The following is a 23333-nucleotide window of genomic DNA, read 5'->3' on the forward strand; positions in this document are numbered from 1 at the left end:
TATCCACACCTCCAGTGATCTCACCTGCGCCATCACCATGCGATGTAATAGATGTCATCGTCGTCCTGTCTGCTTGACCGGCTCGGGACGGCACTCACCGGCCAGGCGACGGACAAGACATTGATGGGACCCTGGTGAGGTCAGGCTCCCATGAGGTCACCCCGCCTCCGCGGTGAACGCACCAAGTGACCCCCGCCCCGGGGCCGACAGATCAGCAACAAGACCCAAGGTCAGCCACGTTGAGGGTCAGACCCCGGAGCGGGAGCCACCCACACATACTCTCAATGTCACGTTGGTTGCGGTCGCCGATCAGGGAAGCTGAAAAGGTGAAGGCGGCGCGGTGGCTCGCCTCTCAATTCGCCTCGGCGACAGGAGAACCTCAGCTTGTCGCGACCTAGCCCTTAGCAGCTGGCCCCAGCGCCGCACCCACCCCGCTTCGCGACATTCTGTAAGCGCAACCAACGGGCGACCGGCCAGATTCGAGACCATGCCAAAGCCAGGGCTCAGCACACAGCTCGCCGAAACTCTCAGCGCGAAGCCCCTACCCCCGCTTCACATCGCTGACAAAAACCCCAGCCCGCAGCGACCGCAACTTAATCTGTGGCGCACATTTGTGACTGCTTAGGCGCGATTGAGAAAATTCTCAGTCCAGAACACCCAAGCCGAGCTTGTCTGAAGGTCGGGAAGAGCCCCGGCGGCCGTTGGTAGCGGCGGTCATGACGCTGTGACGGCATTGGCCATCAGGCGGTAGGCGGTCTGGAGGGCCGGTCGCCGGGCGGGGTCGATCAGGACGTCCATGTTGTCGACCCACTGCTCCAGGCAGCCCACTCCAGACGGAAGGCGGGCGACCTCCGGGTCGGTGATCTCGGCGAGAAGCTCCGACATCACGCGCTCGTCGATTGCGCGATAAGGGCGGTTCCAGAACGGGCCGGTCGCTGATGGCGGCGCGGAGAATCGTTCACGCTGCAAGTCAAGAAGGGCCTCGGCAGCGGCCACCAGGTGGTTCTCGCGGTCGCGCCAGTCGGACGCGGTGGCGGCCTCGGTCAGCGGGAGCTTGTCAGCGATCGGAAGTGTCTTGAAAACGGTCCCGCGCCACTTTGCGTACGGCGGCCAGCGTCGGGAGAGGGCGAACGCGAGCGACATGAGGTCGCCTGTCAGGCGCGCACTGATGAGACGTGAGCCCAACTCGTCGCCCCGCTCGGCGGTGCGACCGATCATCGGCATCCACCGGGATACACGACTCCATGCTGCGGCGAGTACGTAGCGTTCGATGTCAGGCGGATACCAGCGGAGCAACTCGCGGGCGGCGGCCAGGGCGCTCGTGTCGTCGTGGAAGACCGGGCCCGCAGTGACCTCCAGGATGCTCTGGCCTGGCATCACCAGCCAGTCGAGGACCGAGAGGCCGCACGTGGGATCGACGCCCAGGCGGCTTTCAGCGAAGTCGCCGACCGTGGCGACCTCGACCTTGTGCGTCCTCGTGTCGTCCCACGTCACCGGAAAGCGCACGGGGTGCTCGCCGTAGCGTTCGGGCAGCTCGCGTTCAAGGAGGTCACGGACTCCGGTGACCTCGTCGGCTTCTTCCACCAACAACGTCAGCCGGCAGCCCCAGTCGTGGTCGCGGCTCAGCGTGTCGTCCAGTCCCATCACGTCCGAACCGGACCCTAGCCGGGCCGCCGCGTGCCGGAGGCCAGGCGGCAGGAGCGGCTTCACAGCGTCGGTGTAGAACTTCTCGGCCAGATGTGCACCCTGCATGGCCTCAGCTGATCACGTACGCGGGGTACGTGAGAATGCATCGGCGCGGCCGAACCTCTCTACACCGGACGCGAGAAGCTGCCGTTCCGGCTCGATGCTCTCGCGACGGCGCGGTTGGTGTGGATGACCGCCGGGCGGATCAAGCCGGAGCCCTCACTGGTTCTGACCGCGAGCAACGGGCTTTCTAGCTGATCCGGGAACGGGCGGTCGGGGCCAAGCGGAGGATGTTGGGGGCCGGCTGCGGGTCGGGGTCGCGGCGCAGCACCACGGTGATCGGGTCGGTGCGCACGGGCAGCTGCGGGAAGTCGTTCTCGACGTCCAGGGGCGTCAGCACGGCCAGCGCTGTGTCGTCGGTTACCGGGCCGGCGGTCAGCTCGGCGGTCACGAAGCCGCTTGGGGCGTCGGGGACGGACCAGTGTGCGGGGTGGAGCAGGCGGGCGTTGGTGGAGTCGACCATGGTGGCGTTGGCCTGCGGGCCGTGCTCTGCCCAGACGGGGCCGAAGTAGAACGCCGTCAGGGCCTTCTTGCGGGTGGGCATGTCACGGAAGCCGCGCAGCCAGACGAAGCGGTCGGGGTCGTCGAGGTCCCGGAAGGTGCCGAGGATGGTCATGCCCGTCGCTTCCTGGGTTTCGACGAGCTCGCGTTCGAACAGCTCGATGAGCTCGTCGCGGCGGCCGGGGCGAAGGGTGTACTGGCGCAGCTCTATCACAGTGAGGTCCACGGGTTGAGGATCCCGCCGGGCAGGGACGTTCACGAGTGGCAGGATTGCCCATCTTCATGGAAAAGTTGCCACGTGGGGATCTCCGTGGCGCTGGCCGTGACCGACAACGTGCCTGACTTCGAGGTCGGCATCGCCTGCGAGGTGTTCGGGACCTACCGCGATGACCTCGCCGATCCTTGGTACGACTTCCGGCTGTGCGTCGCCGACGTCGGCAGAACGCGTACCCAGAACGGGATGCGGCCCGACACGCCGCACGACCTGTGTGCGCTCGCGGGCGCAGACACGGTCGTGGTCCCAGCTCTGTCGAACGGCTATCCGATCACGGGTCCTGGACCCGATCCTCGCCTGGTCGAGGCGCTCCGCCTCGTTGGGGCGGACGGCGCCCGGATCGTCTCGTTGTGCACGGGCGCGTTTGCCCTGGCGGAGGCCGGGTTGCTGGACGGGCGCGCGGCCACCACGCACTGGATGTACACGGATGTGCTGGCTGAACGGTTTCCACAGGTCCGCGTGGAGCCCAGCGTGTTGTACGTGGACGAGGGCGACATCCTCACCAGTGCCGGACGTAGCGCCGCTCTTGATCTGTGCCTGCATGTCGTACGGACGGACTTCGGCTCGCGGGCCGCGAACGAGCTGGCGCGGCGGATGGTCACGCCGCCGCACCGGTCGGGCGGCCAGGCGCAGTTCGTGGCGGCGCCGATGCCGACGGCGCCGGCGGACGGCCTGGCCGAGCTGCTCGACTGGGCGGCGGAACGGCTGGACCACCGGCTCACCATCGACGATCTGGCCCGGCAGGCGGGGGTGAGCACGCGTTCGCTGATCCGGCGTTTTCACGCGACGACCGGGATGACTCCGATGCGCTGGCTGCAAGGCCGGCGCCTCACGCTGGCGCGCGAGCTGCTCGAGACGACGGACCTGCCGGTCGAGGAGGTCGGGCGCCGCTCCGGCATGGGCGACGCGGCCAACCTGCGGCATCACTTCATCCGTGCCGTCGGCGTCACCCCGACCGCCTACCGGCGAACGTTCCGGGGGTGAGCCCAGGCGGAGACCGCCTGGGCTCACACGGGTCAGAAGTGCCGGACATCGGTGGGGTGCAACGACCCGCACACCCGGCCGTCGTCCAGGATGACCCAGGCGTTCGTGACGAGTCCTGAGTACCTGCCGCGCCCGGCGATGGCGTGTCGGCCGGTGAACTCCTTCTTGGCGCCGCCGTTGATGCGCCATTCCCAGTGTTGAAGTTCTCTCCCCTTGAAGAGGGGAGATTCCTACCTACCTTGCGGTGGCGGGTTTGACGCCACGTGGTGCGCGTCTGACGACTGCCCTCCCGGCAACCGGGACGAGCGCGTGGCCCGTCCGATACAAAGAAGTACCACACCCACGTACTCCGGTACCTGCGGACGGACAGTTCTGGTCCGGGTCCTGCTTCGCCGCCTCCTGCGGCGGGGCACCCCTCGCCGTGGCCCGCCAATACATCGAACAACAACGACCCACCTGACCCGCACCCGGCCAGGTGCGGGCACGCTCGCGCCCCGCTAAAAGGCGCTCCCGCGGGCCGTCACCCCTGGCCGAAGGCTGGAGCACTGGCCCGCACTTAGGTAGACGGCCACCAGCCTGACGTTGCAGCCGGTGCGGAAGGCGAAGGACGGCGTGCGTTGCGGGATCAGCCGGTAGCCGTTCTTCCGCCCCTCTCGCCTTGCCGGGCCCGACCATGCCCAGGCCGCCCAGCAGCGCGACGGTGGCCCCAGGGGACCCACCGGCAAGAGCCGATAGGCCTGGAACCCACCCACTGGCGAGCCCCAACGCACAGAGCCCGCCTCCCGGAGGAGACGGGCCCTGACGGAAGCGGGGTCAGTGATCCATGCGTGCCTGCTTGGGGAGGAAGAACCCGATCACGATGGCGAGCAGGGCCAGCCCGGCGGCGATCAGGGTGACCTGCTCGGCTCCGGCCAGCGCGTTGGCCGCGGGGTCGCCGGGGACGGTGAACCGGTTGAAGAAGACGGTGCCGAGGACGGCGACGCCCAGGGCGGCGGCCAGCTGCTGGATGGACTCCAGCGAGCCGGCGGCCGAGCCGACCTCGTGGTCGGCGATGTCGCCCATGATGATCCCGAACAGCGGGACGAAGATCATGCCCATCCCGATCCCGAAGACCAGCAGCGGCGCGGCCAGGTGCCACCCGCCGAGCTCGACGCCTGCCGTCCGGAAGACCAGGAGGACGCCGCCCATGCCCGCGGTCATCACGACGAGCCCGAGGTGCAGGATCTTGCGGCCCAGCGCGGGAGCCAGCATGCCGCCGCCGGCCGAGCCGATGAACGCGCCCACCGCCATGGTGGCCATCGCGACGCTGGCGCCGATCGGGCTGTAGTGCAGGCCGAGCTGCAGCAGGAAGCCGAGCGCCAAGCCGAAACCGATGATCGCGATGAAGAAGGCGATGACGAACACGACGCCGGAGGTGTACGAGCGGCGGGCGAAGACACTGAGCTGGACGAGCGGGGTCTTGCCCGCCGCGCCCCGGCGCAGCTGGTGGGCCACGAACCCGGCGAGGACGACGACCGAACCGGCGAGGATCGCCCAGATCCAAGTGGGCCAGCCCTGCTCGCGCCCCTGCACCAGCGGGTAGACCAGCAGCCCCATGCCGGTCGCACCGATCAGCGCCCCGGTCACGTCCAGCCCGCCGGACCGGTCACCGCGGGAGGAGGGCAGCGCCTTGAGGCCGGCGACGATGGCGAACGCGCCGAGCGGGAGGTTGATCGCGAAGATCATGCGCCAGTCGGTGCCGAACAGGTCGGCTTTGATCAGCAGGCCGGCCACGATCGGGCCGAGAATGCTGGCCAGGCCGATCGCCGGGCCCATCACACCCCACGCCTTGGCCTGGTCCGGCCCGGGGAACAGGTCCCGGATCAGCCCGAAGCTCTGCGGGATCATGACCGCGCCGAACAGCCCCTGGGCGACCCGCGCGGCGATCAGCGTCTCGGGTGAGAACGCCAGCGCGCACAGGAGGGACGCCGCCACGAACCCGATGGCCCCGATGATGAGCATCCGCTTCCGGCCGAACATGTCCCCCAGCCGCCCACCGGTCAGCAGCCCCGCCGCCAGCGCCAGCGTGTAGCTCGCCGCGATCCACTGGAGCGCCGCGTACGACCCGCCGATGTCGGCCTGGATCACCGGCAGCGCCACGTTCACGATGCTGGCGTCCAGCAGGTTCAGGAGCGTCGCGGTCAGGATCGCGAACAGTCCGAGCCAACGCCGGGGAACGGGACGCGCCTCGGCCGGCGCGGCGGTCGCCGCCGGGGCCTCGAGTGTGGTGGTCATCGCACTTCTCCCTCTTCCGTCAGGGGAACGGATCGCTTCGTTCTGCTTCTACTGTAGCAGAACGGAACGCTTCATTCCACAAACGTGGACAGGATTTCCCAGAGCTTCTCCAACACCAGCAAGAGGGGCCTGAGCAGGCCGGTCACCAGTCGGCGGCGCCAGCGAAGGACGTGGCCTTGGGGTCGTAGCCGAGGGCGTCGCGGGCAGCGGTGATGTCGAGCGTGCGCTCCACCGCGAGATGGCTGACGGCGTAGCGGGTGAGGCGTGGGGGGTTCGGGCGGCGGGCCACGAGGAAGGCGCCTTCGACGGCCGTGGCGATCGGGCGGACGGCTCGGGCGGGCAGGAAGATCGGACGTGCGTGGACGCCGCGTTCGGCGAGGATCTCGCGGAGCGCGTCGCGGAGGGTGATCGGCTCGGCGTCGGTCACGTTGTAGACGCCGGTGCCGGTCGGGCCGCAGGCGGCGAGGAGGCAGGCGTCGACGAGGTTGCCGATCGAGGTGAGGCTGACCAGGTTCCCGCCGCGGCCTGTGGCGGGCAGGACCGGGCCGCGTACGGAGGACAGGACGCGGGGCAGGAGTGTGGTGTCGCCAGGGCCGTAGACCGCGTGCGGGCGCAGGATGATCGCCTCGCGGCGGGGGCGGGCGCGCCGCCAGGGGGCCGGGCCGTGGCCGCGCATGACCGAGAGGACGGCCCGTTCCGCCGCCATCTTGGAGCCGCCGTACGCGTTGAGGTAACGGGAGACAGGTGCCTCGTCCTCGGTGGCCATCACGGTCGGGCGGTACGGGTCGTACACGCTGGCCGTGCTCACGTGCACGAAACGGGCGCCAGGGAAGGTCCGCAGGGCGTTGCGGGTGCCGTCGAGGTTGGTGGCGAAGAACCCGGCGGCCGGTCCCCAGTCGGTGACGGTCCCCGCGCAGTGGATGACCGCGTCGACCTCGGGCGCGTCCGCGAGCGGGCCGGAGGTGAGGTCCCAGGAACGGTAGGCGGCGCCGCCCAGGTGGCCGGGGGCGACCTCGGGGCGGCGGCCGAAGGCCAGCGTCTCGATGCCGTTGTCCGTCAGCGCCCTGCACACCGCGCCTCCGACGAAACCGGAGGCCCCCGTCACCGCGATCTTCATGCGTTCCCCCCTTGCGCCAGCTCCCGCAGCCGATCCCGGTCGAGCTTGCGTCCTCGGCCGGACCGTGGCAAATCGGGCAGCACGATGATCCGGTCCGGCAGCGCGTCGTGATCGATCACGTCCGGGAGCAGCCGGTGGAGGCGTTCGGCCAGGTGAGCGGGGGCATCCGGGGCGCCGACCACCGCGAGGACGACCTCCTCGTCGCCGGTCTCCGGATCGGGCAGGCCGACGATGGCCGCGTCGGCCACCCCGTCCAGCGCCGCGATGGCGGGCTCGTACAACCCTGGATAGAGATTGAACTTGCCGCGGATCAGCATGTCCTTCTTGCGTCCGACCAGCACGAGGCGGCCCTGCTCGTCGAGGCGCGCCAAGTCCCCTGTGGGCAGCTCCTTCAGCGGCTCGTCGCCCAGGTAGCCGCTACAGAGGTTGGGCCCCGACAGCAACAACTCTCCGTCATGAGCAATCGAGATCCCGACCCCGGGTAGCGGGTCGCCTAGAAGATCCCCGTCGGCGGCTGTCTCGATGTGCGTTAGCTTCTCCCCCGCCGACGCGATCGCGACCGGCAGGATCTCGGTCATCGCGTACACCGACAGGACCTCCGCAGCGGGTACTGCCGCGACCGCGCGGCGCAGCACTCCGGCGGGCGCGGGGGCGGCCCCCAGGAGCACGTACCGCAGCGACTCGGGGAGCTCGGGCTCCTCGTCCAGCACCTCCGCCAGGTGGACGGGGACGCAGAAGGTGTGCGTGGCGCCTCGTTCACGGAGCTGCCGGGCGAAGTCGGCGGGTGAGCAGAAGAGCGGCGGCATCGACCACCTCGCGCCTGAGATCAGCGTCGGCAGGCCGAGCATGAGCTGGTCGGTGTGGACCACGTCGCCCGGGCCCAGAGGCAGCCGGGCGCGGAAGAGGTCCAGCGCCGCGGCCAGCGAGGACTGCGTGTGCACGACCGCTCGCGGATTGGCGGTCGTGCCTGACGTGAAGATCACCGCCGCCGGGGCGTCCGGGTCGCCTGAGAGCTCGGCCGCGGGCGCGTCCCCTCGTACGAGTGCGTCGAACGAGAGCGCCCCGCGTGGCACGCCCGGTAGGCGGCGGCCCACGTAGAGGTGCCGCATCGGGAGGTCGGCAAGTTTCGGCAGGAGCAGCCCCCGCCTCTTCGCGTATGCCCGGACGACACGGAGCCTGCTCGCCGCGTATAGCAGGGACTCCGCCGCCGACCAGCGCGGACGCGCCAGCCTCAGCCTCGCCTCGAACATCTCGGAGCCCGCGCCCGGATCGGCGAAGACCACGACGCCTCCCGCCGCGACGACGCCGAGCGCCAGCACGAGCGACTCGGGTGACGGCCGCACCGAGAACAACATCCCGTCGCCCGGCTCCAGCCCGTTCGCCAGCAGCCCGTGCCGGACGGCGAGCACCTGCCGCCGCAGCTCGCCGTACGTGAGCTCCGCGCCGTTCCCCGCCACCAGCGCGACGGCCTGAGGCGTGCGATCCGCCTGGTCCAGCAGTTGCCGTACGAGCGTCACGCCGCCTCCCCTGACCGGGCTCCCGCAGAACGAACAACACAGCGGCGGTACGTCGGGATGAGCACGCCCCGCGCCGCCTCCCGCCGCGTGATCTCCAGCGGCGCGGCGGCCAGGATCGTCCGGGCCACCGCCCGTGTCTCGGCCATGGCCAGCGGATAGCCGAGGCAGAAATGCGGCCCGGCGCCGAACCACAGACGCCGCAGCTCGGGAGGATGCCGGCGGTCGAGGTCGAACGGGCCGTACGCGCGGCAGCAGTTGTGCGTGGCGATCAACACCCGGTCTCCGGGCTTCACTGCCACATCGCCGACCTGGACGGACGCGTGCACACTCCGCAACATCACCGGCGTCGGCGTGGTCACGCGCATGGCCTCGTCGATCGCCCGGTCGAGGAGCTCGGGATCGGCGGCGACGCGTGCCAGCGAGCCCGAGTCGTGCAGGAGCGCGATCAAGCGCGGCACGAGCGTGGCCACGGTCTCGGTGCCGGTGAGGAAGAACGCCCCGGCGGCTCCGCGCGCCTCGGACTCCGACAGGCCGAGCGTGCGCATCCGGCCCATCACCGTGCTCTCGTCCCCGGCCGCGAACGCCTTGGCGGCGATGTCCCCGAGCGGGTCGAGCACCGCCCGCGCCCGTTCGATCTGCGCAGGCGAGAAGCGCCGGGTCCGCAACGAGACCATGGAGACGATCTCTTCCCCCTGCTCGAAGAGATCCCGGTAGTCCTGCTCCGACTCCGCCTCCAGCCCGATGACGTCGCCGATGACCGTGCCCGCCATGACGCGCATGGTGTCGACGAGATCGACCGCGTCGCCCCGCGCGAGCCGTTCGGTCAGGCGCGCGAGCGGGTCGGCGAGGATCCGGGCGCACAGGCCGTCGACGTACGACGGCGTGAACAGCTCGGCGAGGCGCCGTCGCAGCGCCCGATGGCCCTCGCCCTCCATGTTGAGCAGGACGGACGGCCCGAGGATCGGCGTCCACAGGTCGCCCGGCGAGCCGGGCCCGTCCTTGCGGAACGTCTCGCCGTCCATGAGGACCTCGCGGGCAAGCCGCGCGTCGTTCACCACGACTCCCAGCCGCGGCACCCGGACGACCGGACCGCGCCGGGCCAGCCCGCGCAGCAGCGGGTAGGCGAACGGATGGGCGGTGAGGTAGAGCCTCCGCTCCCAGTTCATCGGGATGTCCGCCCCCTCATCGAATGTCCACGACGTCGGGCTTGTAACGGTGGTCGGCGTACCAGCCCAGCGTCCCGACCAGCCCGTACGCGCGCAGCCGCCGCACCGACCCGTACACCGTCATGTCCTTGCGCAGCCCGTAGGCCGTCGTCAGCTTGCGCACCTGGTTGACCAGTGCGCGGTCCTCGTGCACGTCCTCGATCCTGGTGCGCGGGAAGCCCCCGGCCCGCTCGTAGAGCTCGCCGCTGATCGCGACGTTGCAGCCGGGCATCATCACGTACGGCCCGAGGTAGAGCGGGTCCTGATTGCCGGGACGGAACCGCCCGAACGTCGCAGCCAGCCCGACCACCGCCGGAAGCAGCCGCCGCTCCCACAACTTCAACTCGAACTCGTCGGTGCGAGGCCGCAGCGGGCCGCTCACCATCTCCAGCCCTTCATCGAACGCGCGCTTCACCGCCGCGATCCAGCCGTGGTCGGGCAGGCAGTCGGCGTCGGTGCGGGCGACGTGCGTCGCACCGGCGGCGAGGGCGTGCCGGATGCCGGTGTCGGCCGCCGCGCCGGTCCCCTTCTGCTGCTCGTGGACGATCCGGAGGTCGAGCTTGGGGTGCTCGTCGCCGAACGCCCGGACGACCTCCACCGTGCCGTCCGTGCTGCCGTTGTCGACGACGACGAGGGTGAAGTCGGCGTCGGTCTGCTCGCCGAGGCGCCGCAGCGTGGCGCCGATCGAGCGTTCCTCGTCGTATGCGGGGATGACCACCCAGAGATCCATGACCACAGCTCCGATCACAGCTCTGCGAAGGTGACGCCGAGGCTGACGCCGCCTGCCAGCCCGACGAGCGCCACCCGGTCGCCCGGCCCGCACCGGCCCTCTTCTACTGCCGTGGCGAGCTGCAGCGGAAGCGTCACGGACGCGACGTTGCCGTGCTCCGGCAGCGTCACCACCAGCTTCTCCGCCGGGATCCCGAGGATGGTCCGGAGCACGTCCAGATAGGGCTGCGTCACCTGGTGCACGGCAACGACGGCGAAGTCGTCCCAGGTCAGGCCGGTCTTCTCCAGCGCCGTCATGAAGATCTCCGGGCCGTTGGCGATGAACGCGTCCTTGAGGCGCCGGCCGTCCCCGCTGAAGTAGGAGAACTCGGGGTCGCGCGGATGCATCGACCCGCCCCCCGGGAGCGTGCCGATGTCCCAGGCCGCGGAGACGGCGGCGAAGTCGCGGTAGAAGATCCCTCCGTCCGGCGCGGCCTCGACCAGCATCGCGGCGCCGCCGTCCGACAGCGTGTAACCCGCGAACGCGTCCACGAACTGTGCCCTGTCCCGTACCTTCCAGCGGATCGCCCGCGACGGCGTCTCCCCGCTGCAGACCAGCACCCGTTCGTGCTGGCCGGTACGGATGAGGGCCTCGGCGATCTGCAGCGCGTTCAGGAAGCTGTTGCAGGCGTTCTTCACATCGAAGACCGGGCAGGTCGCGCCGAGCTTGGCCGCGACGATGTGCGCCGTGGCGGGCTCGATCAGGTCCTGCGACGCCGAGCCGAAGATCAGCAGATCGAGGTCGCTCGGCGCCGTTCCCCGGTCGGCGAGCAGCTTGCGCGCGGCCTCGACCGCGAGATCGGACGCCTGCTGGTCGGCGCGCATCACGTGCCGGGTCCGGATCCCCGTCATCCGCTCGACGATCGTGGGCAGCGGCCGGAAGCCGTGGCCGGCGCTCTCCGCCGCGACGCGGGCCTCCACCTCGGCACTGGTGACGGTGCGTTCCGGCAGGTAGGCCGTGACGCCGGCGATACGGGCTCTCATGGGCTGATGTCCCCCAGTGTGAAGAGAGGCAGGTGTGAAGAAAGGCTGGTGTGAAGATAGGCATTTTCCGTGATGTCGGGATTCAGCCTCACCGATCACGCCCCCGCCGACGAGGGAGACCCTACGGAACCCGAGGGGGTATTGCGGCCCATTTGAGGGTGAGTACCACCACTCAGACCAATTGAGTGATACCTCCCATGCAGCCGCCCTCGCCACTACCTGCACAATCGTCCTGTGACCAGCACGAAGATCAACAAAAGGCCAGGGACCGGCAAGGCCGCCGACCGGTATGAAGCGCGCCTGTTGTGGACCGGCAACCGGGGGCTCTACGCACTCCTCCAGGCGGCCCGGCAGACGGGTCCGATCGCACGCGTGCCACGGCTCGGCTGGGTGGTGACCGATCCCGTCCTGGCCCGCCGCGTGCTGAACGACCATGCGCATTTCGGCATGGCGGGCGAGGGCGGCGTCGGCCACCTGTGGACCCAGTTGTTCGGCCCCGAGATGGCGCAGTTCTTCGGCGGGGCCCGGCACGCGGAGCTGCGGACCCGCGCCCGCGATCTCTTCACCGAGGACAGCGCCCGCACGCTGGTCGAACGTTCCCAGGGCGCCCACTACCGGGCGATGGGCGCCCGGCTCGCCGCAGGCGAGACCGTGGACGTCGCCGACGCGACCCGCGTCCTGGCCGGGCGGCTGGTCGCCGACCTGCTCGGGTTGCCAGGCGAGCGCCATGCAAACGGGTCCCATACGAACGGCTCCCATACGAACGGCTCCCATCCAAACGACGGCAGCACGGACGACTCGTACCGCCGGGTCTTCGCCGCCGGGGAACGCCTGGCCGGGCTGGCGATGGGCACGACCGCCTCCACGCACCTGCCGCCCGACGTGATCGACGAGGCTAGGACGGTCGTCGACGAGATCACCGTCGGTGTGGACGAGGCGTACCGCACCGCCGGGCCGGACACGATCCTGGGCCGCTGCCGCGAGATGGGCCTCGGGCTGCCGCTCACCCGCGGCCTGACCACCCTCCTGGCCATCGCGGGCACCGAGACGGGCGCGTCCGGGACGTCCCGTACGGTCGCACTGCTCCATGACACAGGCCAGCAGGAACTGCTGCTCGCCGACCCGGCGCTCATGGCGAACGCCGTCCGCGAGGGCCTCCGCGTCGCCACGCCGGCTCCGGTCATCGGACGCCACGTCAACCGGGACGTCACGGTCGGCGGACGCGATCTCCGCGAGGGCGACCGCATCCTCCTGCTCACCTACTTGGCCGACAACGGCGCAGGCCCGTTCGACATCCGGCGGGATTACGTTCCGGAGACCCGGCAACTGTGGTTTGGCGCGGGCCGACATCTGTGCCTGGGCGCCGCTGTCGCACGCACGCAGGTGACGAGGATGCTGGAGACGTTGCTACATGAGGGCCGCCCCTACCGCATCGTCTCCCGCCAGGCCGCCCGTCGCGTGCTCGTCCCCACGTACGCGAGCCTGGAAATCACCATCGGCTAGACCGGCTCCACCTGCTCGCAGCCCCGGCCATAGTCCGGCGCCCTGGACATGTCGTAGGGGTCGACAGGTTCGCCGCTCGGCTGGACACCCTCCCCGCCCCTGTCCTCCGGGTAGGACGGGTGGATGTAGCCGTCCTTGGAGTCGCATTCGGCCGGGGCCGGGCTGCGCCCTGACTCGTACTGCCAGAACGTGACTTTCCCATCCTCGCGATAGACGAAGATCTCATGGGTCCGGCGGACGACGACACGCATGAGGGTGTCCGGCTTACCTGGCTTCTGGACCGCATAGACGAAGTTGTGGTCCGACTTGACCAGCACGCCCTTGTTGCCCTGCCGCGTGGCCTTGTCGGCCTTGACGGCGCCGTGCACCTTGATGACCGGGCCGACCTGCTCCGCGGTGCCGGGCGCGAACATGCTCATCCAGCTGCGCAGATTGCCGTCGCCCTTGCGCTTCAAGCTCGTGCGGACGTCGTCGCGCTGGCCGGGCTGGAGGAACTTCGTGAACGGGTCCGTCTCGTTCTTGAACACGACCCGCGGTTCGAGGTTCGCGGCGGCGATCGTCTGCCTGAGGAAACCGTACGCGGACTTCAGGTCGTCCGCCGACAGGCCGTTCATCGCCGTGGGGACGGGCATCGTGATGCCCTCCTCGCCGTCGGCGTAGCTCGCGGCGGGCGACCCGGCGAACGGATCGGCCGGGCTGAGGGAGGGCTCGGTGGAAGGCGCGCCGCCCGGCGAGCGTTCCAGGTCGGTGATCGAGATTGGCGGCTCGCTCCCGGCTCCGTCGTCCTTCAGGGTCTGCTCCCAGACCGCCCCGCCGACCACCGCCACCAGCACCGCGCCGATCAGCACGTACGCGGCGGTCTTCGTACGGCCGGTCGCGCGGTAGCCGGATCCCGCCGAGTAGCCGGCCCCTGACGACGACCCACCGTAGAGAGACTTCCCGGCCTTGTGCTCGGATCGTCGCGTCCGCCGCCGGGCACGCTTCTGCTCCAGGCTGCCCGGCTCGCGGCCGCGCTCCTGGGCGGAGGGCTCGGTGAAGGCCGCACCCTTGACGAAGTCCTCGTCGAACACCGGCTGGTCAGGATCGGGGGCCATGTCACGTATGACGCGTGAGCCCCCCGAACGGATCACAGGATGGATCACAGCCCAAGGCTTCTCCACAAAACTAGAACTCGTTATAGTTGCGAGTGAATCACGTTCTAGAAGGAGACCGCATGGGCACCCCGGTGATCGTCGAGGCGGTACGCACTCCCCTCGGCAAACGAAATGGCTGGCTGGCGGGACTCAAGGCGCAGGCCGTCCTCGCGCACGCGATGAGCTCCCTGCTGGACCGTGCCGGCACCGACCCCGCCGAAGTGGAACAGGTTTTCGCCGGGTGCGTCACGCAGGCGGGTGAACAGGGCGGCCATGTCGGGCGGTACGCGTGGCTGTACGCGGGTCTCCCCTGGCAGACCGGAGTCACCACCATCGACGCCCAGTGCGGCTCCGCCCAGCAGGCCGTGCACCTGGCTGCGGCCCAGATCGCCGCCGGCGCGGTGGACGTCGCGATCGGCTGCGGCGTCGAGGTGATGAGCCGGTCGCCGCTGGGCAGCAACGTTCTCCCCGCCAAGCCCCGGCCGGACGACTGGTCGATCGACATGCCCAACCAGTTCGAGGCCGCCGAACGGATCGCGCAGCGCCGCGGCCTCACCCGGGACGACCTCGACGCGTTCGGCGCCCGGTCCCAGCAGCTGGCCGCCAAGGCCTGGGCCGACGGCCGCTTCGAACGCGAGATCGCCCCCATCGACGCACCCGTGCTGGACGCGGAGGGCACGCCCACCGGCGAGACCCGGACCGTCACCCGCGACCAGGGCCTGCGCGAGACCACCACGGAGGGCCTCGCCAAGCTCAAGGCCGTGATGGGCGAGAACGGCCTGCACACGGCGGGCACCTCGTCGCAGATCTCCGACGGCGCGGCAGCCGTACTCGTGATGTCCGAGGAGAAGGCCGCCGAGCTCGGCCTGCGCCCCCGCGCCCGCATCCGCGCCCAGGCCCTCGTCGGCTCCGAGCCGTACTACCACCTGGACGGCCCGATCCAGTCCACCGAACGCGTGCTGGCCCGGGCCGGGATGACCATGAACGACATCGACATCACCGAGATCAACGAGGCGTTCGCGTCCGTCGTCCTCTCCTGGGCGTCCATCCACAAGCCGGACATGGACCGGGTGAACGTCAACGGCGGCGCCATCGCGCTCGGCCACCCCGTCGGCGCCACCGGCGCCCGCCTGATCACCACGGCCCTGCACGAGCTCGAACGCCGCGACGCCGGCACCGCGCTCGTCACCATGTGCTGCGGCGGCGCCCTCTCCACTGCCACCATTCTCGAACGCGCGTGAGCTATCCCAAGCCGGAGGATCTCGGCGGGGGGATCTGGAGCGTTCCGGTCCCGATCCCCGGAAACCCGCTCGCGTACACGCTGGTCTACGCGCTGGAAGGCCCGCGCGGGCCGGTGCTGGTGGACGCGGGCTGGGAGCACGAGGACGCCTGGTCGGCGCTGCGCGACGGCCTCGCCTCGTTCGGCATGAACGTGGCGGACGTGTCCGGGGTGGTGGTCACGCACTACCACCCCGATCACGCCGGGCTCGCGGGCCGTGTGCGCGAGGCGTCCGGCGCGTGGATCGCCATGCACCAGGCCGACGCCGAGGTCATCCGGCTCTTCCGCGGCATGGTCGAGCAGGACGCCGAACGTACCTGGGTCCGCGGGACGCTCGCCCGCGCCGGGGCCGAGGAGGACGAGCTCGCCTCCCATTCGGCGCGCGAGCACATCGACCCGCCCGCCCAGCCGGACCGTGAGCTGGCGGACGGCGAGCTGGTGGACCTGCCGGGGCGCAGGCTGCGGGTGGTGTGGACGCCGGGGCATTCGCCCGGCCACATCTGCCTGCATCTGGAGGACGGCGACCGCATCTTCACCGGCGACCACGTCCTGCCGCGGATCACCCCGCACATCGGGCTCTACCCGTACGACCTGCCGGACGTGGATCCGCTGGGCGACTTCCTCGGCTCGCTCGGCCGGGTCGCCGGTCTCACGGCGGGCGAGGTGCTGCCCGCCCACCAGCACCGTTTCCACGGCCTCGCCGAACGCGCGCACGCCATCATCGGGCACCACGAGGACCGGCTCACCGAGGTCACCGAGCTGCTCTCCCGCGAGCCCGCCACGCTCTGGCAGCTCGCCTCGGGCATGCACTGGCGCCATGGCTGGGACGCGATGAACATCACCGCCCGCCAGATGGCCGCGGGCGAAGCGGCGGCACACCTGCGCGTCCTGGAACGCCGGGGCGTGGCCCGCCGCGACGGCGCCGGGGATCCCATCCGCTTCGTTCTCAACTGAGCCTCGGCCGAGGCCGGAACGGACCGCGGCAAACCCCGCGCCGTCGTACTGCGACGCATCTCACTCTCACGTCTAGACCCTTGATGAGACTGGAGTCTCATGTTAGAACTCGTTCTATACGAGATTGACCAAGCAAGCGCTCAATTCATGATCTGACCACCGGTTATCCGGCGGCACGAGGCGCGACGTGCCGTCCCGCAGAGGAGAGGCCAGTGATCGATGAAGAGGTGAGCCTGGCGGGGCGGGTGGCGATCGTCACCGGTGCCGGCGCCGGGCTCGGGCGGGCCGAGGCCCTCGCGCTGGCCGCGGCCGGGGCCCGCGTGGTGCTGAACGATCTGCACGCCGACGCCGTCCAGGCCGTCGCCGCGGAGATCGGCGCCACGGGCGGTGAGGCCGTCGCGCATCCCGGCGACATCGCCGACTGGGCCACGGGCGAGGGACTGCTCAAGACCGCGCTCACCGAATACGGCTCGCTGGACATCGTCGTCAACAACGCCGGTTTCACGCGCGACCGGATGCTCTTCAACATGTCCGAAGAGGAGTGGGACGCGGTCGTCCGCGTTCACCTCAAGGGGCACTTCGTCACGTCGCAGCACGCCGCCGCGTACTGGCGAAGCAGATCCAAGGAGACGGGTGGGCCGGTCTACGCCCGCGTCATCAACACCGCCTCTGAGGCGTTCCTGCTGGGAGCTCCCGGCCAGCCGAACTATGCCGCCGCCAAGGGCGGCATCGCCGCGCTGACGCTCTCCACGGCACAGGCCTGCGGCCGGTACGGGGTGCGCGCCAACGCCATCTGCCCGCGCGCTCGCACGGACATGACCGCGAACGTGTTCGGCCCGCCGCCCGCGGACGGACCCGACCCGCTCTCGGTCGACCATGTGGCGCCGCTGGTCGCCTACCTGGCCTCACCCGCCGCCGAGCAGGTCACCGGCCAGGTGTTCGTCGCGTACGGCGGCCGGGTCGCGGTCATGGCACCGCCCTCGGTGGCGCACCAGGTGACCACCGACGGCGTGTGGACCGCCGCCGCGCTGGCCGAGGCGCTCGGCCCGAAGATCTCGACCGGCTCGGCGGGCTTCAGCGCCGCCGCGGCCCTCACGTTCGACTGACCCCCGCCCTGTATGACCCTCGCCCCGTCTGACCCTCGCCCGTCCCCCTTCCCACCCTTGGATGGATCTCTCATGGCCCTTGAGATCGACATCATCGACCCGAGCATCTACGAGCAGGGCGGCATCCCGCACGAGCAGTTCACCTGGCTGCGGGACAACGACCCGGTCCACTGGCACCGCGACCTGAACGACGGCGTGCCCGGCTTCTGGGCGGTCACCCGCCACGAGGACGTGGTCACGGTCTCCCGGAACTCCCAGCTGTTCTCCAGCCATGTGCGCACCTCGATGTACGAGGAGTTCACCGATGACGAGGTCCTGCTCTACGGCATGATGATGTTGTTCCAGGACCCGCCTGACCACACCCGGAACCGGTCCAAGGTCAACCGCGGCTTCACCCCCCGGATGATCAAGCAGCTCGAGGGCCATATCCGCGACATCTGCAACGAGCTGATCGACGAAGTGGTGGCGAAGGGCGAGGCCGACTTCGTCGAGGACATCGCCGCGCACCTCCCCGCGTACGTCATCTGCGAGATGCTGGGCGCCTCGGTGGACGATCGGCAGAAGATCTGCGACTGGTCCAACTACATCATCGGGTTCGCCGACCCCGAACTCGCCGGGGCGAAGGAGAAGGCCAAGGCCTTCGCGGGCGAGCTCATGGACTACGCCGGCAAGCTGGCCGAGGCGCGCCTCGCCGAGCCGCGCGACGACATCGCCACCACCCTGCTGCAGCCGGACGAGACCGGCGAGCGGCTCAGCATCGAGGAGTTCCAGCTCTTCCTGCTGATGCTGATCATCGCGGGCCACGAGACCACCCGGAACGGCTCGGTGGGCGGCATGCTCGCCTTCTTCGACCACCCGGAGCAGTGGGAGCGGCTCAAGGCCGACCGGTCGCTCCTCCGGACCGCCCCCGACGAGATCGTGCGCTGGACCAGCCCCATCAACCAGTTCCGCCGCACCGCCACCGCCGACACCGAGCTGGGCGGCAAACAGATCAAGAAGGGCGACAAGGTCGTCATCTTCTACGGCTCCGCCAACCGCGACGACCGCGTGATCGAGGACCCGTTCACGTTCGACATCGGCCGCAACCCCAACCCGCATGTGGGCTTCGGTGGCGGCGGCGCACACTTCTGCCTCGGCACGCACCTCGCCCGGCTGGAGCTGAGCGTGCTCTTCGAGGCCATCCTCGACCGCATGCCCGACATCGCGCCGGCCGGTGAGCCCCGCCGCCTGCGTTCCAACTTCGTGAACGGCGTCAAGGAGTTGCAGGTCCGCTTCACGCCGTCCGCGCCGCAAGGCGAGCGCAGCTAGGAGCAAAGGCAAAGGAGCAAGACAAAAGGAGGGGCGGTGAGCCCGCCCCTCCTTCTCTCACTGACTCTCACTGAATCAACACGGCATCAGCGTGGAGCGCTGGGTGTGAACTCCACCCGCATCTCCTTGATGCCGTTGAGGAAGTTGGAGCGGAGACGCCGCGGCTCCGCGGCGAGGCGGATGTCGGGCATCCGGTCCAGGAGCGCCTCGAAGAGCACGCTCAGCTCCAGGCGGGCCAGGTGGGTGCCGAGGCAGAAGTGGGGGCCTCCCCCGCCGAACCCGATGTGCGGGTTGGGATCGCGGCCGATGTCGAAGGTGAACGGGTCGTCGATCGCCCGTTCGTCGCGGTTGGCCGAGCCGTAGAAGACGACGACCTTGTCACCCTTCTTGATGTGCTTGCCGCCCAGCACGGTGTCCGCCATCGCGGTGCGCCGGAACTGGTTGACCGGGGTGGCCCAGCGGACGATCTCGTCCGGCGCGGTCCGGAGCAGCGCGCGGTCGTCCAGCAGCCGCCGCCACTGCTCGGGGTGCTGGAAGAGCGCGTGCATGCCGCCCGACGACGCGTTCCGGGTCGTCTCGTTCCCGGCGATGACCAGGATCAGCACGAAGAGCTGGAACTCCTCGTCGGTGAGGGCGTGCCCGGAGGCGTCCGCCTGCAGCAGCTTGGTCGCGATGTCGTCGCGCGGCTCGGCCCGGCGCAGCGCCGCCAGCTCGCCCGCGTACGCGAAGATCTCGGCGGCCGTCTGCTTGCCTATCTCGCGCGAGCCGGAGAACTCGGGATCGTCGAAGCCGATCATCTGGTTGGACCAGTGGTAGATGCGGTCGCGGTCCTCGACGGGCGCGCCGAGCAGCTCGCAGATGACGTACGCGGGCAGCGGCGCGGAGATGTCCTTGACGAAGTCAGCCTCGCCCTTGGCCGCCACCGCGTCGATCAGCTGGTGGGCGATGTCGCGGACATGGTCCTCCAACTGATTGATCATGCGGGGCGTGAAGCCCTTGTTGACCATGCTCCGGCGCTGGGTGTGGTCCGGCGGATCCATGTAGAGGATCATCAGCCGGTAGAGCTCGAGATCCTCGGGCTCGTTCTCGGCGAACATGGCGCCCCGTTCGGCCGACGAGAACAGGTCCGCGCGCCGCGACACCTCCACCACGTCCGAGTGCCGGGTGATCGCCCAGAATCCCGGCACGCTCTCGTTCGGGTCGGCGTGCCAGTGCACCGGATCGTTGTCCCGCAGCCACGTGAACTGGTTGTGCGGGATGCCTCCGCGCTCGTAGAGGTCGGGGTCGATGATGTCGATCGGCGGGCGGGACGGACCGGACCGGCCGTACTGGGGGGCCATGCGAGCTCCTCTCGGAACGGCGGGGCAGGTGTGCTCACCGCGTCACTGCCCCACCGATCGCTTGCTCGGCTCTTTACCTAGAACGGGTTCTAGCATGAGACTCCAGTCTCATCAAGGGGTCCCGCTCCGTTTCCCCAGGCCCGGCCCGTCACCGCACCCGTTCTCACGCGCCGTTCTCACCCCTCGTCGAACATCACGACCTGGCGCAGGGCCGTGCCGGCGCGGAGCGCGTCGACCGCGTCGTTGAGGTCCTCGAAGCGGATCCGGTCGGAGATGACACCGTCCAGGTCGAGACGGCCGCGGCGCCACAGGTCGGTCCAGCGGCGGGTGTCGCGTTCGATGTCGGCCGTCCCGTACATCGAGCTGAGCACGTTCTTGCCGAGGAAGAGCAGCGAGAACATGTCGACCTGCCACTGGTCGTCGACCGCGCCGGCGCCGACCAGCACCACGTCGCCGCCACGCCGGGTCGCGTCCCAGGCCGCGGTCAGCGTCGAGGAGCGGCCGACCGCCTCGAAGGCGTAGTCGAAGCCGCGGCCCGCGGTCAGCTCGGCCTGGAGCGCGGCGAGCCCGTCGGGCGTCGTCACGTGCGTGGCGCCGAAGCGCACAGCGGTCTCGTGCTTGGCCTCCAGCGGATCGACCGCGACGATGGTGGCGGCTCCGGCGATCTTCGCTCCCTGGACGACCGACAGGCCGACGCCGCCCGCGCCGATCACCACGACGCTGGAGCCGGGCTCCACCTTCGCGGTGTTGAGCGCCGCGCCCACCCCGGTGGTGATGCCGCAGCTCATCATGGCGGCGAGGTCGAACGGCACGTCCGGGTCGACCTTGATGGCGGCGGTCGCGGGCACCACCGTCTCGTCGGCCCACGCACCGCAGCCCGCCATCCGGAAGACGTCGGTCTCGCCATACCGGAACGGCGCCTTGGCGAACGCGTCGCCGATACCGGACATGCACAGGTAGGGCTGGCCGCCCAGGCAGTCCGGGCAGTGCCGGCAGGCCGGGACGAAGCTGATGATGACATGGTCGCCGGGCACGACCGTGGTCACGCCCTCCCCGACCTCGACGACCTCGCCCGCCGCCTCATGCCCGAGCACGGCGGGCACGGACGTCGGCAGGATGCCCGCTATCGCCGACACGTCGGAATGGCAGACGCCGGCGGCCCGGATCCGGATCCGGACCTCACCCGCGTCCGGCCCGGCGAGCGACAGGTCGTCGCGCAGGTCGAGCTTGGCGTCGTCGCCGGCGGTGTGCAGTACTGCGCCTCGCATCAGAGTGTTTCTCGCTCTCTCGAATCAAACCCGTTTGTTCGGAACACGTGGTGGTCGGATGCCCGGCGGTGGTCGGAACACGTGGTGGTCGGACACCGCAGGACTCCGTTCATCCCGTGACGGGGGCGTTCTCGGCGGCGTTCTTCAGCTGTTCGAGCGTGCGGGTCATGTTCGCGCGGTTGTGGCCGGCGCGGTCGCCGACGCCGGAGAAGACCGGCCCGAGGATCCGCTTGAAGAGGAAGCCCCGCAGGTCCCACCAGTTCTCGGTGACCCGGCAGCCGTCCGGGGTGGGCTCGATCCGGTACTCCCAGCGGGCCCCGCCGAGCACGCGCCAGGTGAGACGGCGACCGGGCTCGGCGACCTCGATCTCGCCGACGGTGACCCAGCGGAAGAACCCGTTGCGGTTGCTGCCGAAGAACCGCACCCCCGGTTCGGGCCCGGTCGCGCCCTTGGCCCAGCGGACCTTCGTGGTCTCGACGGCCCACGCCGGGAGACGCGGAAGGTCGCTGACGATGGCGTAGACGGAGTCGGGCGGTGCGGCGATCTCGATCGCACAGCTGACGTCGGGCTCGGGCACGGAGGCTCCTCCCAAGCGCTTGCTCGGCAGCGGAATGTAACATGTTCTAGCAGAATCTCGCCGGTATGGACAGTGGGACAAGGGCGGCCATCTCCGCATTCCAACCGTCCGGTAACATCGACGGGCCTAGCACCGGGTCCTGAAGAGGTGGTTCGTGAGCAGGTCCGAGGACGACGCACACCGTGATCGCTTGCGGATCGCTCTGCTCTCCTACCGGAGCAAACCGCACTGTGGCGGCCAGGGGGTCTACCTGCGGCATCTGAGCCGCGAACTGGTCGACCTCGGGCACACGGTCGAGGTGCTCTCCGGGCAGCCCTATCCGGAGCTCGACCGGGACGAGATCCCCCTCACCAAGATCCCGAGCCTGGACCTGTACCGCGACGAGGACCCCTTCCGGACCCCCGGGCTGCGCGAGTTCCGCGACTGGATCGACGTGCTGGAGTTCGCCCACATGAAGACCGGCGGCTTCCCCGAGCCGCTGACGTTCTCCATCCGGGTGCTCCGCGAGCTCCGGCGCCGCCGCCGCGACTTCGACGTGGCGCACGACAACCAGGTGCTGGGCCTCGGCAACCTGGGCATCGCCCGCCTCGGCCTGCCGCTGGTGACGAGCATCCACCATCCCATCAGCGTCGACCGGCGGATCGAGCTGGAGGCCGCCGAGGGCATCAAGCAGCGCCTCGGCAAGCGCCGCTGGTACGGCTTCGTGACCATGCAGTCCCAGGTCGCGCGGCGGATCGGCCCGGTGCTCACGGTCTCCTCGTCCTCCAAGGTCGACATCGTCAAGGACTTCAAGGTCGATCCGCGGGACATCGACATCCTGCCGCTGGGCGTCGATACCCAGATCTTCCACCCGCGCGGCACCCACGCTGAGCGGGTCCCCGGCCGCATCGTGGCGATGGCCAGCGCCGACGCGCCCATCAAGGGTGTGGACGTGCTGCTGCGCGCCGTCGCCAAGGTCGCCACCGAACGCGACGTCCACGTGATCGTGGTGAGCCGCCCCCAGAAGGACGGGCCCACCGCGCGCCTCATCCGCGAGCTGGCCCTCGGCGAGCGGGTGCGGTTCGTCAACGGCATCAGCGACGACGAGCTGGGCGAGCTCATGGCCTCCGCCGAGATCGCCGTCGTGCCGTCCCGCTACGAGGGGTTCTCGCTGCCGGCCGTCGAGCACATGGCCTCGGGCACACCGCTGGTCGCCAGCCGCGCGGGCGCGCTGCCCGAGGTGGTCGGCGACGGGGCGGTGCTCGTCAAGCCCGGCGACGTCGAAGAGCTGGCCGCCACGCTGCGCCGCCTGCACGACTCCTCCGAGGAGCGGGCCCGGCTCGGTGCGGCGGGTCTGGCCAGGGTGCAGGAACGGTACGCCTGGCCTGCCGTCGCGCAGGCCACGGTGAAGCACTACCGTGCCGCGATCACCCAGCACCAGTACCTGCGGCGCGCCGCAAGGCCGTAGGCCCGGGGCTGGGTGGTCCGGAAGACGGTGGCAGCGAAACAGGCCACT

General features: G+C 70.1%; 19 protein-coding genes. 7 read left to right on the forward strand and 12 right to left on the reverse strand.

All coding sequences use genetic code 11. From position 1 onward, the window contains the following. Positions 1-714: 714 nt before the first annotated feature. A complete protein-coding gene (locus tag ACH34W_RS44465) occupies positions 715-1752 on the reverse strand; it encodes a DUF4037 domain-containing protein (RefSeq protein WP_395967270.1) in 1038 nt (345 codons plus the stop codon). 184 nt (positions 1753-1936) lie between these two features. Beyond that, a complete protein-coding gene (locus ACH34W_RS44470; protein ID WP_395967271.1) occupies positions 1937-2473 on the reverse strand; it encodes an NIPSNAP family protein in 537 nt (178 codons plus the stop codon). A 72-nt stretch (positions 2474-2545) separates the two neighbouring features. Here ACH34W_RS44470 and ACH34W_RS44475 point away from each other — a divergent pair, with 72 nt between their 5' ends. Next, complete coding sequence (locus ACH34W_RS44475) at positions 2546-3505, forward strand: helix-turn-helix domain-containing protein (protein ID WP_395967272.1); 960 nt, start codon at positions 2546-2548, stop codon at positions 3503-3505. Between the two features lie 813 nt (positions 3506-4318). Here ACH34W_RS44475 and ACH34W_RS44480 read toward each other — a convergent pair. From ACH34W_RS44480 to ACH34W_RS44505, 6 genes are all read right to left on the reverse strand, one after another. Further along, positions 4319-5779, reverse strand: a complete 1461-nt coding sequence (locus tag ACH34W_RS44480; protein ID WP_395967273.1) for an MFS transporter — start codon at positions 5777-5779, stop codon at positions 4319-4321. Between the two features lie 142 nt (positions 5780-5921). Beyond that, positions 5922-6896, reverse strand: coding sequence for an NAD-dependent epimerase/dehydratase family protein (locus tag ACH34W_RS44485; RefSeq protein ID WP_395967274.1), 975 nt, complete (start codon positions 6894-6896; stop codon positions 5922-5924). Further along, on the reverse strand, positions 6893-8413 hold the full coding sequence (locus tag ACH34W_RS44490) for a class I adenylate-forming enzyme family protein (RefSeq protein ID WP_395967275.1): 1521 nt from the start codon (positions 8411-8413) through the stop codon (positions 6893-6895). Before ACH34W_RS44490 ends, ACH34W_RS44485 begins: the two co-directional genes overlap by 4 nt. After that, positions 8410-9579, reverse strand: a complete 1170-nt coding sequence (locus ACH34W_RS44495) for a cytochrome P450 (RefSeq protein WP_395967276.1) — start codon at positions 9577-9579, stop codon at positions 8410-8412. The genes ACH34W_RS44490 and ACH34W_RS44495 overlap by 4 nt, the downstream gene beginning before the upstream one ends. 16 nt (positions 9580-9595) lie before the next feature. Next, positions 9596-10348 carry a glycosyltransferase family 2 protein gene (locus ACH34W_RS44500; RefSeq protein WP_395967277.1) on the reverse strand — a complete coding sequence of 251 codons (753 nt, stop codon included), beginning with the start codon at positions 10346-10348 and terminating at the stop codon, positions 9596-9598. A gap of 14 nt (positions 10349-10362) precedes the next feature. Beyond that, positions 10363-11370: a 3-oxoacyl-ACP synthase III family protein gene (locus tag ACH34W_RS44505; protein ID WP_395967278.1), complete on the reverse strand. Its 1008-nt coding sequence runs from the start codon at positions 11368-11370 to the stop codon at positions 10363-10365. Between the two features lie 234 nt (positions 11371-11604). On the opposite strand from ACH34W_RS44505, the gene ACH34W_RS44510 reads away from it, so the two are divergent. Continuing rightward, the gene (locus ACH34W_RS44510) at positions 11605-12873 is read left to right on the forward strand and encodes a cytochrome P450 (protein WP_395967279.1); all 1269 of its coding nucleotides are present in this window, start codon (positions 11605-11607) and stop codon (positions 12871-12873) included. Here ACH34W_RS44510 and ACH34W_RS44515 read toward each other — a convergent pair. Beyond that, positions 12870-13967: a hypothetical protein gene (locus ACH34W_RS44515; RefSeq protein WP_395967280.1), complete on the reverse strand. Its 1098-nt coding sequence runs from the start codon at positions 13965-13967 to the stop codon at positions 12870-12872. The two genes, ACH34W_RS44510 and ACH34W_RS44515, sit on opposite strands and share 4 nt — an antisense overlap. A gap of 119 nt (positions 13968-14086) precedes the next feature. On the opposite strand from ACH34W_RS44515, the gene ACH34W_RS44520 reads away from it, so the two are divergent. The 4 genes from ACH34W_RS44520 (at position 14087) to ACH34W_RS44535 (ending at position 18653) form a co-directional block, all read left to right on the forward strand. Beyond that, a complete protein-coding gene (locus ACH34W_RS44520) occupies positions 14087-15247 on the forward strand; it encodes a steroid 3-ketoacyl-CoA thiolase (protein WP_395967281.1) in 1161 nt (386 codons plus the stop codon). Continuing rightward, on the forward strand, positions 15244-16239 hold the full coding sequence (locus ACH34W_RS44525; RefSeq protein ID WP_395967282.1) for an MBL fold metallo-hydrolase: 996 nt from the start codon (positions 15244-15246) through the stop codon (positions 16237-16239). The genes ACH34W_RS44520 and ACH34W_RS44525 overlap by 4 nt, the downstream gene beginning before the upstream one ends. 215 nt (positions 16240-16454) lie before the next feature. Next, positions 16455-17345: an SDR family NAD(P)-dependent oxidoreductase gene (locus tag ACH34W_RS44530; RefSeq protein ID WP_395967419.1), complete on the forward strand. Its 891-nt coding sequence runs from the start codon at positions 16455-16457 to the stop codon at positions 17343-17345. Positions 17346-17417: 72 nt separating this feature from the next. After that, positions 17418-18653, forward strand: a complete 1236-nt coding sequence (locus tag ACH34W_RS44535) for a cytochrome P450 (protein ID WP_395967283.1) — start codon at positions 17418-17420, stop codon at positions 18651-18653. Positions 18654-18739: 86 nt separating this feature from the next. On the opposite strand, the gene ACH34W_RS44540 is transcribed toward ACH34W_RS44535, so the two are convergent. The 3 genes from ACH34W_RS44540 to ACH34W_RS44550 form a co-directional block, all read right to left on the reverse strand. Beyond that, positions 18740-19993 carry a cytochrome P450 gene (locus ACH34W_RS44540; RefSeq protein ID WP_395967284.1) on the reverse strand — a complete coding sequence of 418 codons (1254 nt, stop codon included), beginning with the start codon at positions 19991-19993 and terminating at the stop codon, positions 18740-18742. A 176-nt stretch (positions 19994-20169) separates the two neighbouring features. Next, positions 20170-21261, reverse strand: coding sequence for a zinc-binding dehydrogenase (locus tag ACH34W_RS44545; protein ID WP_395967285.1), 1092 nt, complete (start codon positions 21259-21261; stop codon positions 20170-20172). 109 nt (positions 21262-21370) lie between these two features. Continuing rightward, positions 21371-21838, reverse strand: coding sequence for an SRPBCC family protein (locus ACH34W_RS44550; RefSeq protein ID WP_395967286.1), 468 nt, complete (start codon positions 21836-21838; stop codon positions 21371-21373). A 154-nt stretch (positions 21839-21992) separates the two neighbouring features. On the opposite strand from ACH34W_RS44550, the gene ACH34W_RS44555 reads away from it, so the two are divergent. Further along, positions 21993-23285, forward strand: coding sequence for a glycosyltransferase family 4 protein (locus tag ACH34W_RS44555; protein WP_395967287.1), 1293 nt, complete (start codon positions 21993-21995; stop codon positions 23283-23285). Positions 23286-23333 lie beyond the last annotated feature (48 nt).

This window comes from Actinomadura sp. 6N118 (genome assembly GCF_044326415.1).
In the GTDB taxonomy this organism is placed as follows: Bacteria; Actinomycetota; Actinomycetes; order Streptosporangiales; family Streptosporangiaceae; genus Spirillospora.

Excerpts from the sequence above, each read along its gene's own strand:
- ACH34W_RS44480 (WP_395967273.1), bottom strand. The coding sequence starts at position 5,779 with ATGACCACCACACTCGAGGCCCCGGCGGCGACCGCCGCGCCGGCCGAG.
- ACH34W_RS44515 (WP_395967280.1), bottom strand. The coding sequence starts at position 13,967 with ATGGCCCCCGATCCTGACCAGCCGGTGTTCGACGAGGACTTCGTCAAG.
- ACH34W_RS44495 (WP_395967276.1), bottom strand. The coding sequence starts at position 9,579 with ATGAACTGGGAGCGGAGGCTCTACCTCACCGCCCATCCGTTCGCCTAC.
- ACH34W_RS44520 (WP_395967281.1), top strand. The coding sequence starts at position 14,087 with ATGGGCACCCCGGTGATCGTCGAGGCGGTACGCACTCCCCTCGGCAAA.
- ACH34W_RS44505 (WP_395967278.1), bottom strand. The coding sequence starts at position 11,370 with ATGAGAGCCCGTATCGCCGGCGTCACGGCCTACCTGCCGGAACGCACC.
- ACH34W_RS44485 (WP_395967274.1), bottom strand. The coding sequence starts at position 6,896 with ATGAAGATCGCGGTGACGGGGGCCTCCGGTTTCGTCGGAGGCGCGGTG.
- ACH34W_RS44500 (WP_395967277.1), bottom strand. The coding sequence starts at position 10,348 with ATGGATCTCTGGGTGGTCATCCCCGCATACGACGAGGAACGCTCGATC.
- ACH34W_RS44545 (WP_395967285.1), bottom strand. The coding sequence starts at position 21,261 with ATGCGAGGCGCAGTACTGCACACCGCCGGCGACGACGCCAAGCTCGAC.
- ACH34W_RS44535 (WP_395967283.1), top strand. The coding sequence starts at position 17,418 with ATGGCCCTTGAGATCGACATCATCGACCCGAGCATCTACGAGCAGGGC.
- ACH34W_RS44465 (WP_395967270.1), bottom strand. The coding sequence starts at position 1,752 with ATGCAGGGTGCACATCTGGCCGAGAAGTTCTACACCGACGCTGTGAAG.
- ACH34W_RS44540 (WP_395967284.1), bottom strand. The coding sequence starts at position 19,993 with ATGGCCCCCCAGTACGGCCGGTCCGGTCCGTCCCGCCCGCCGATCGAC.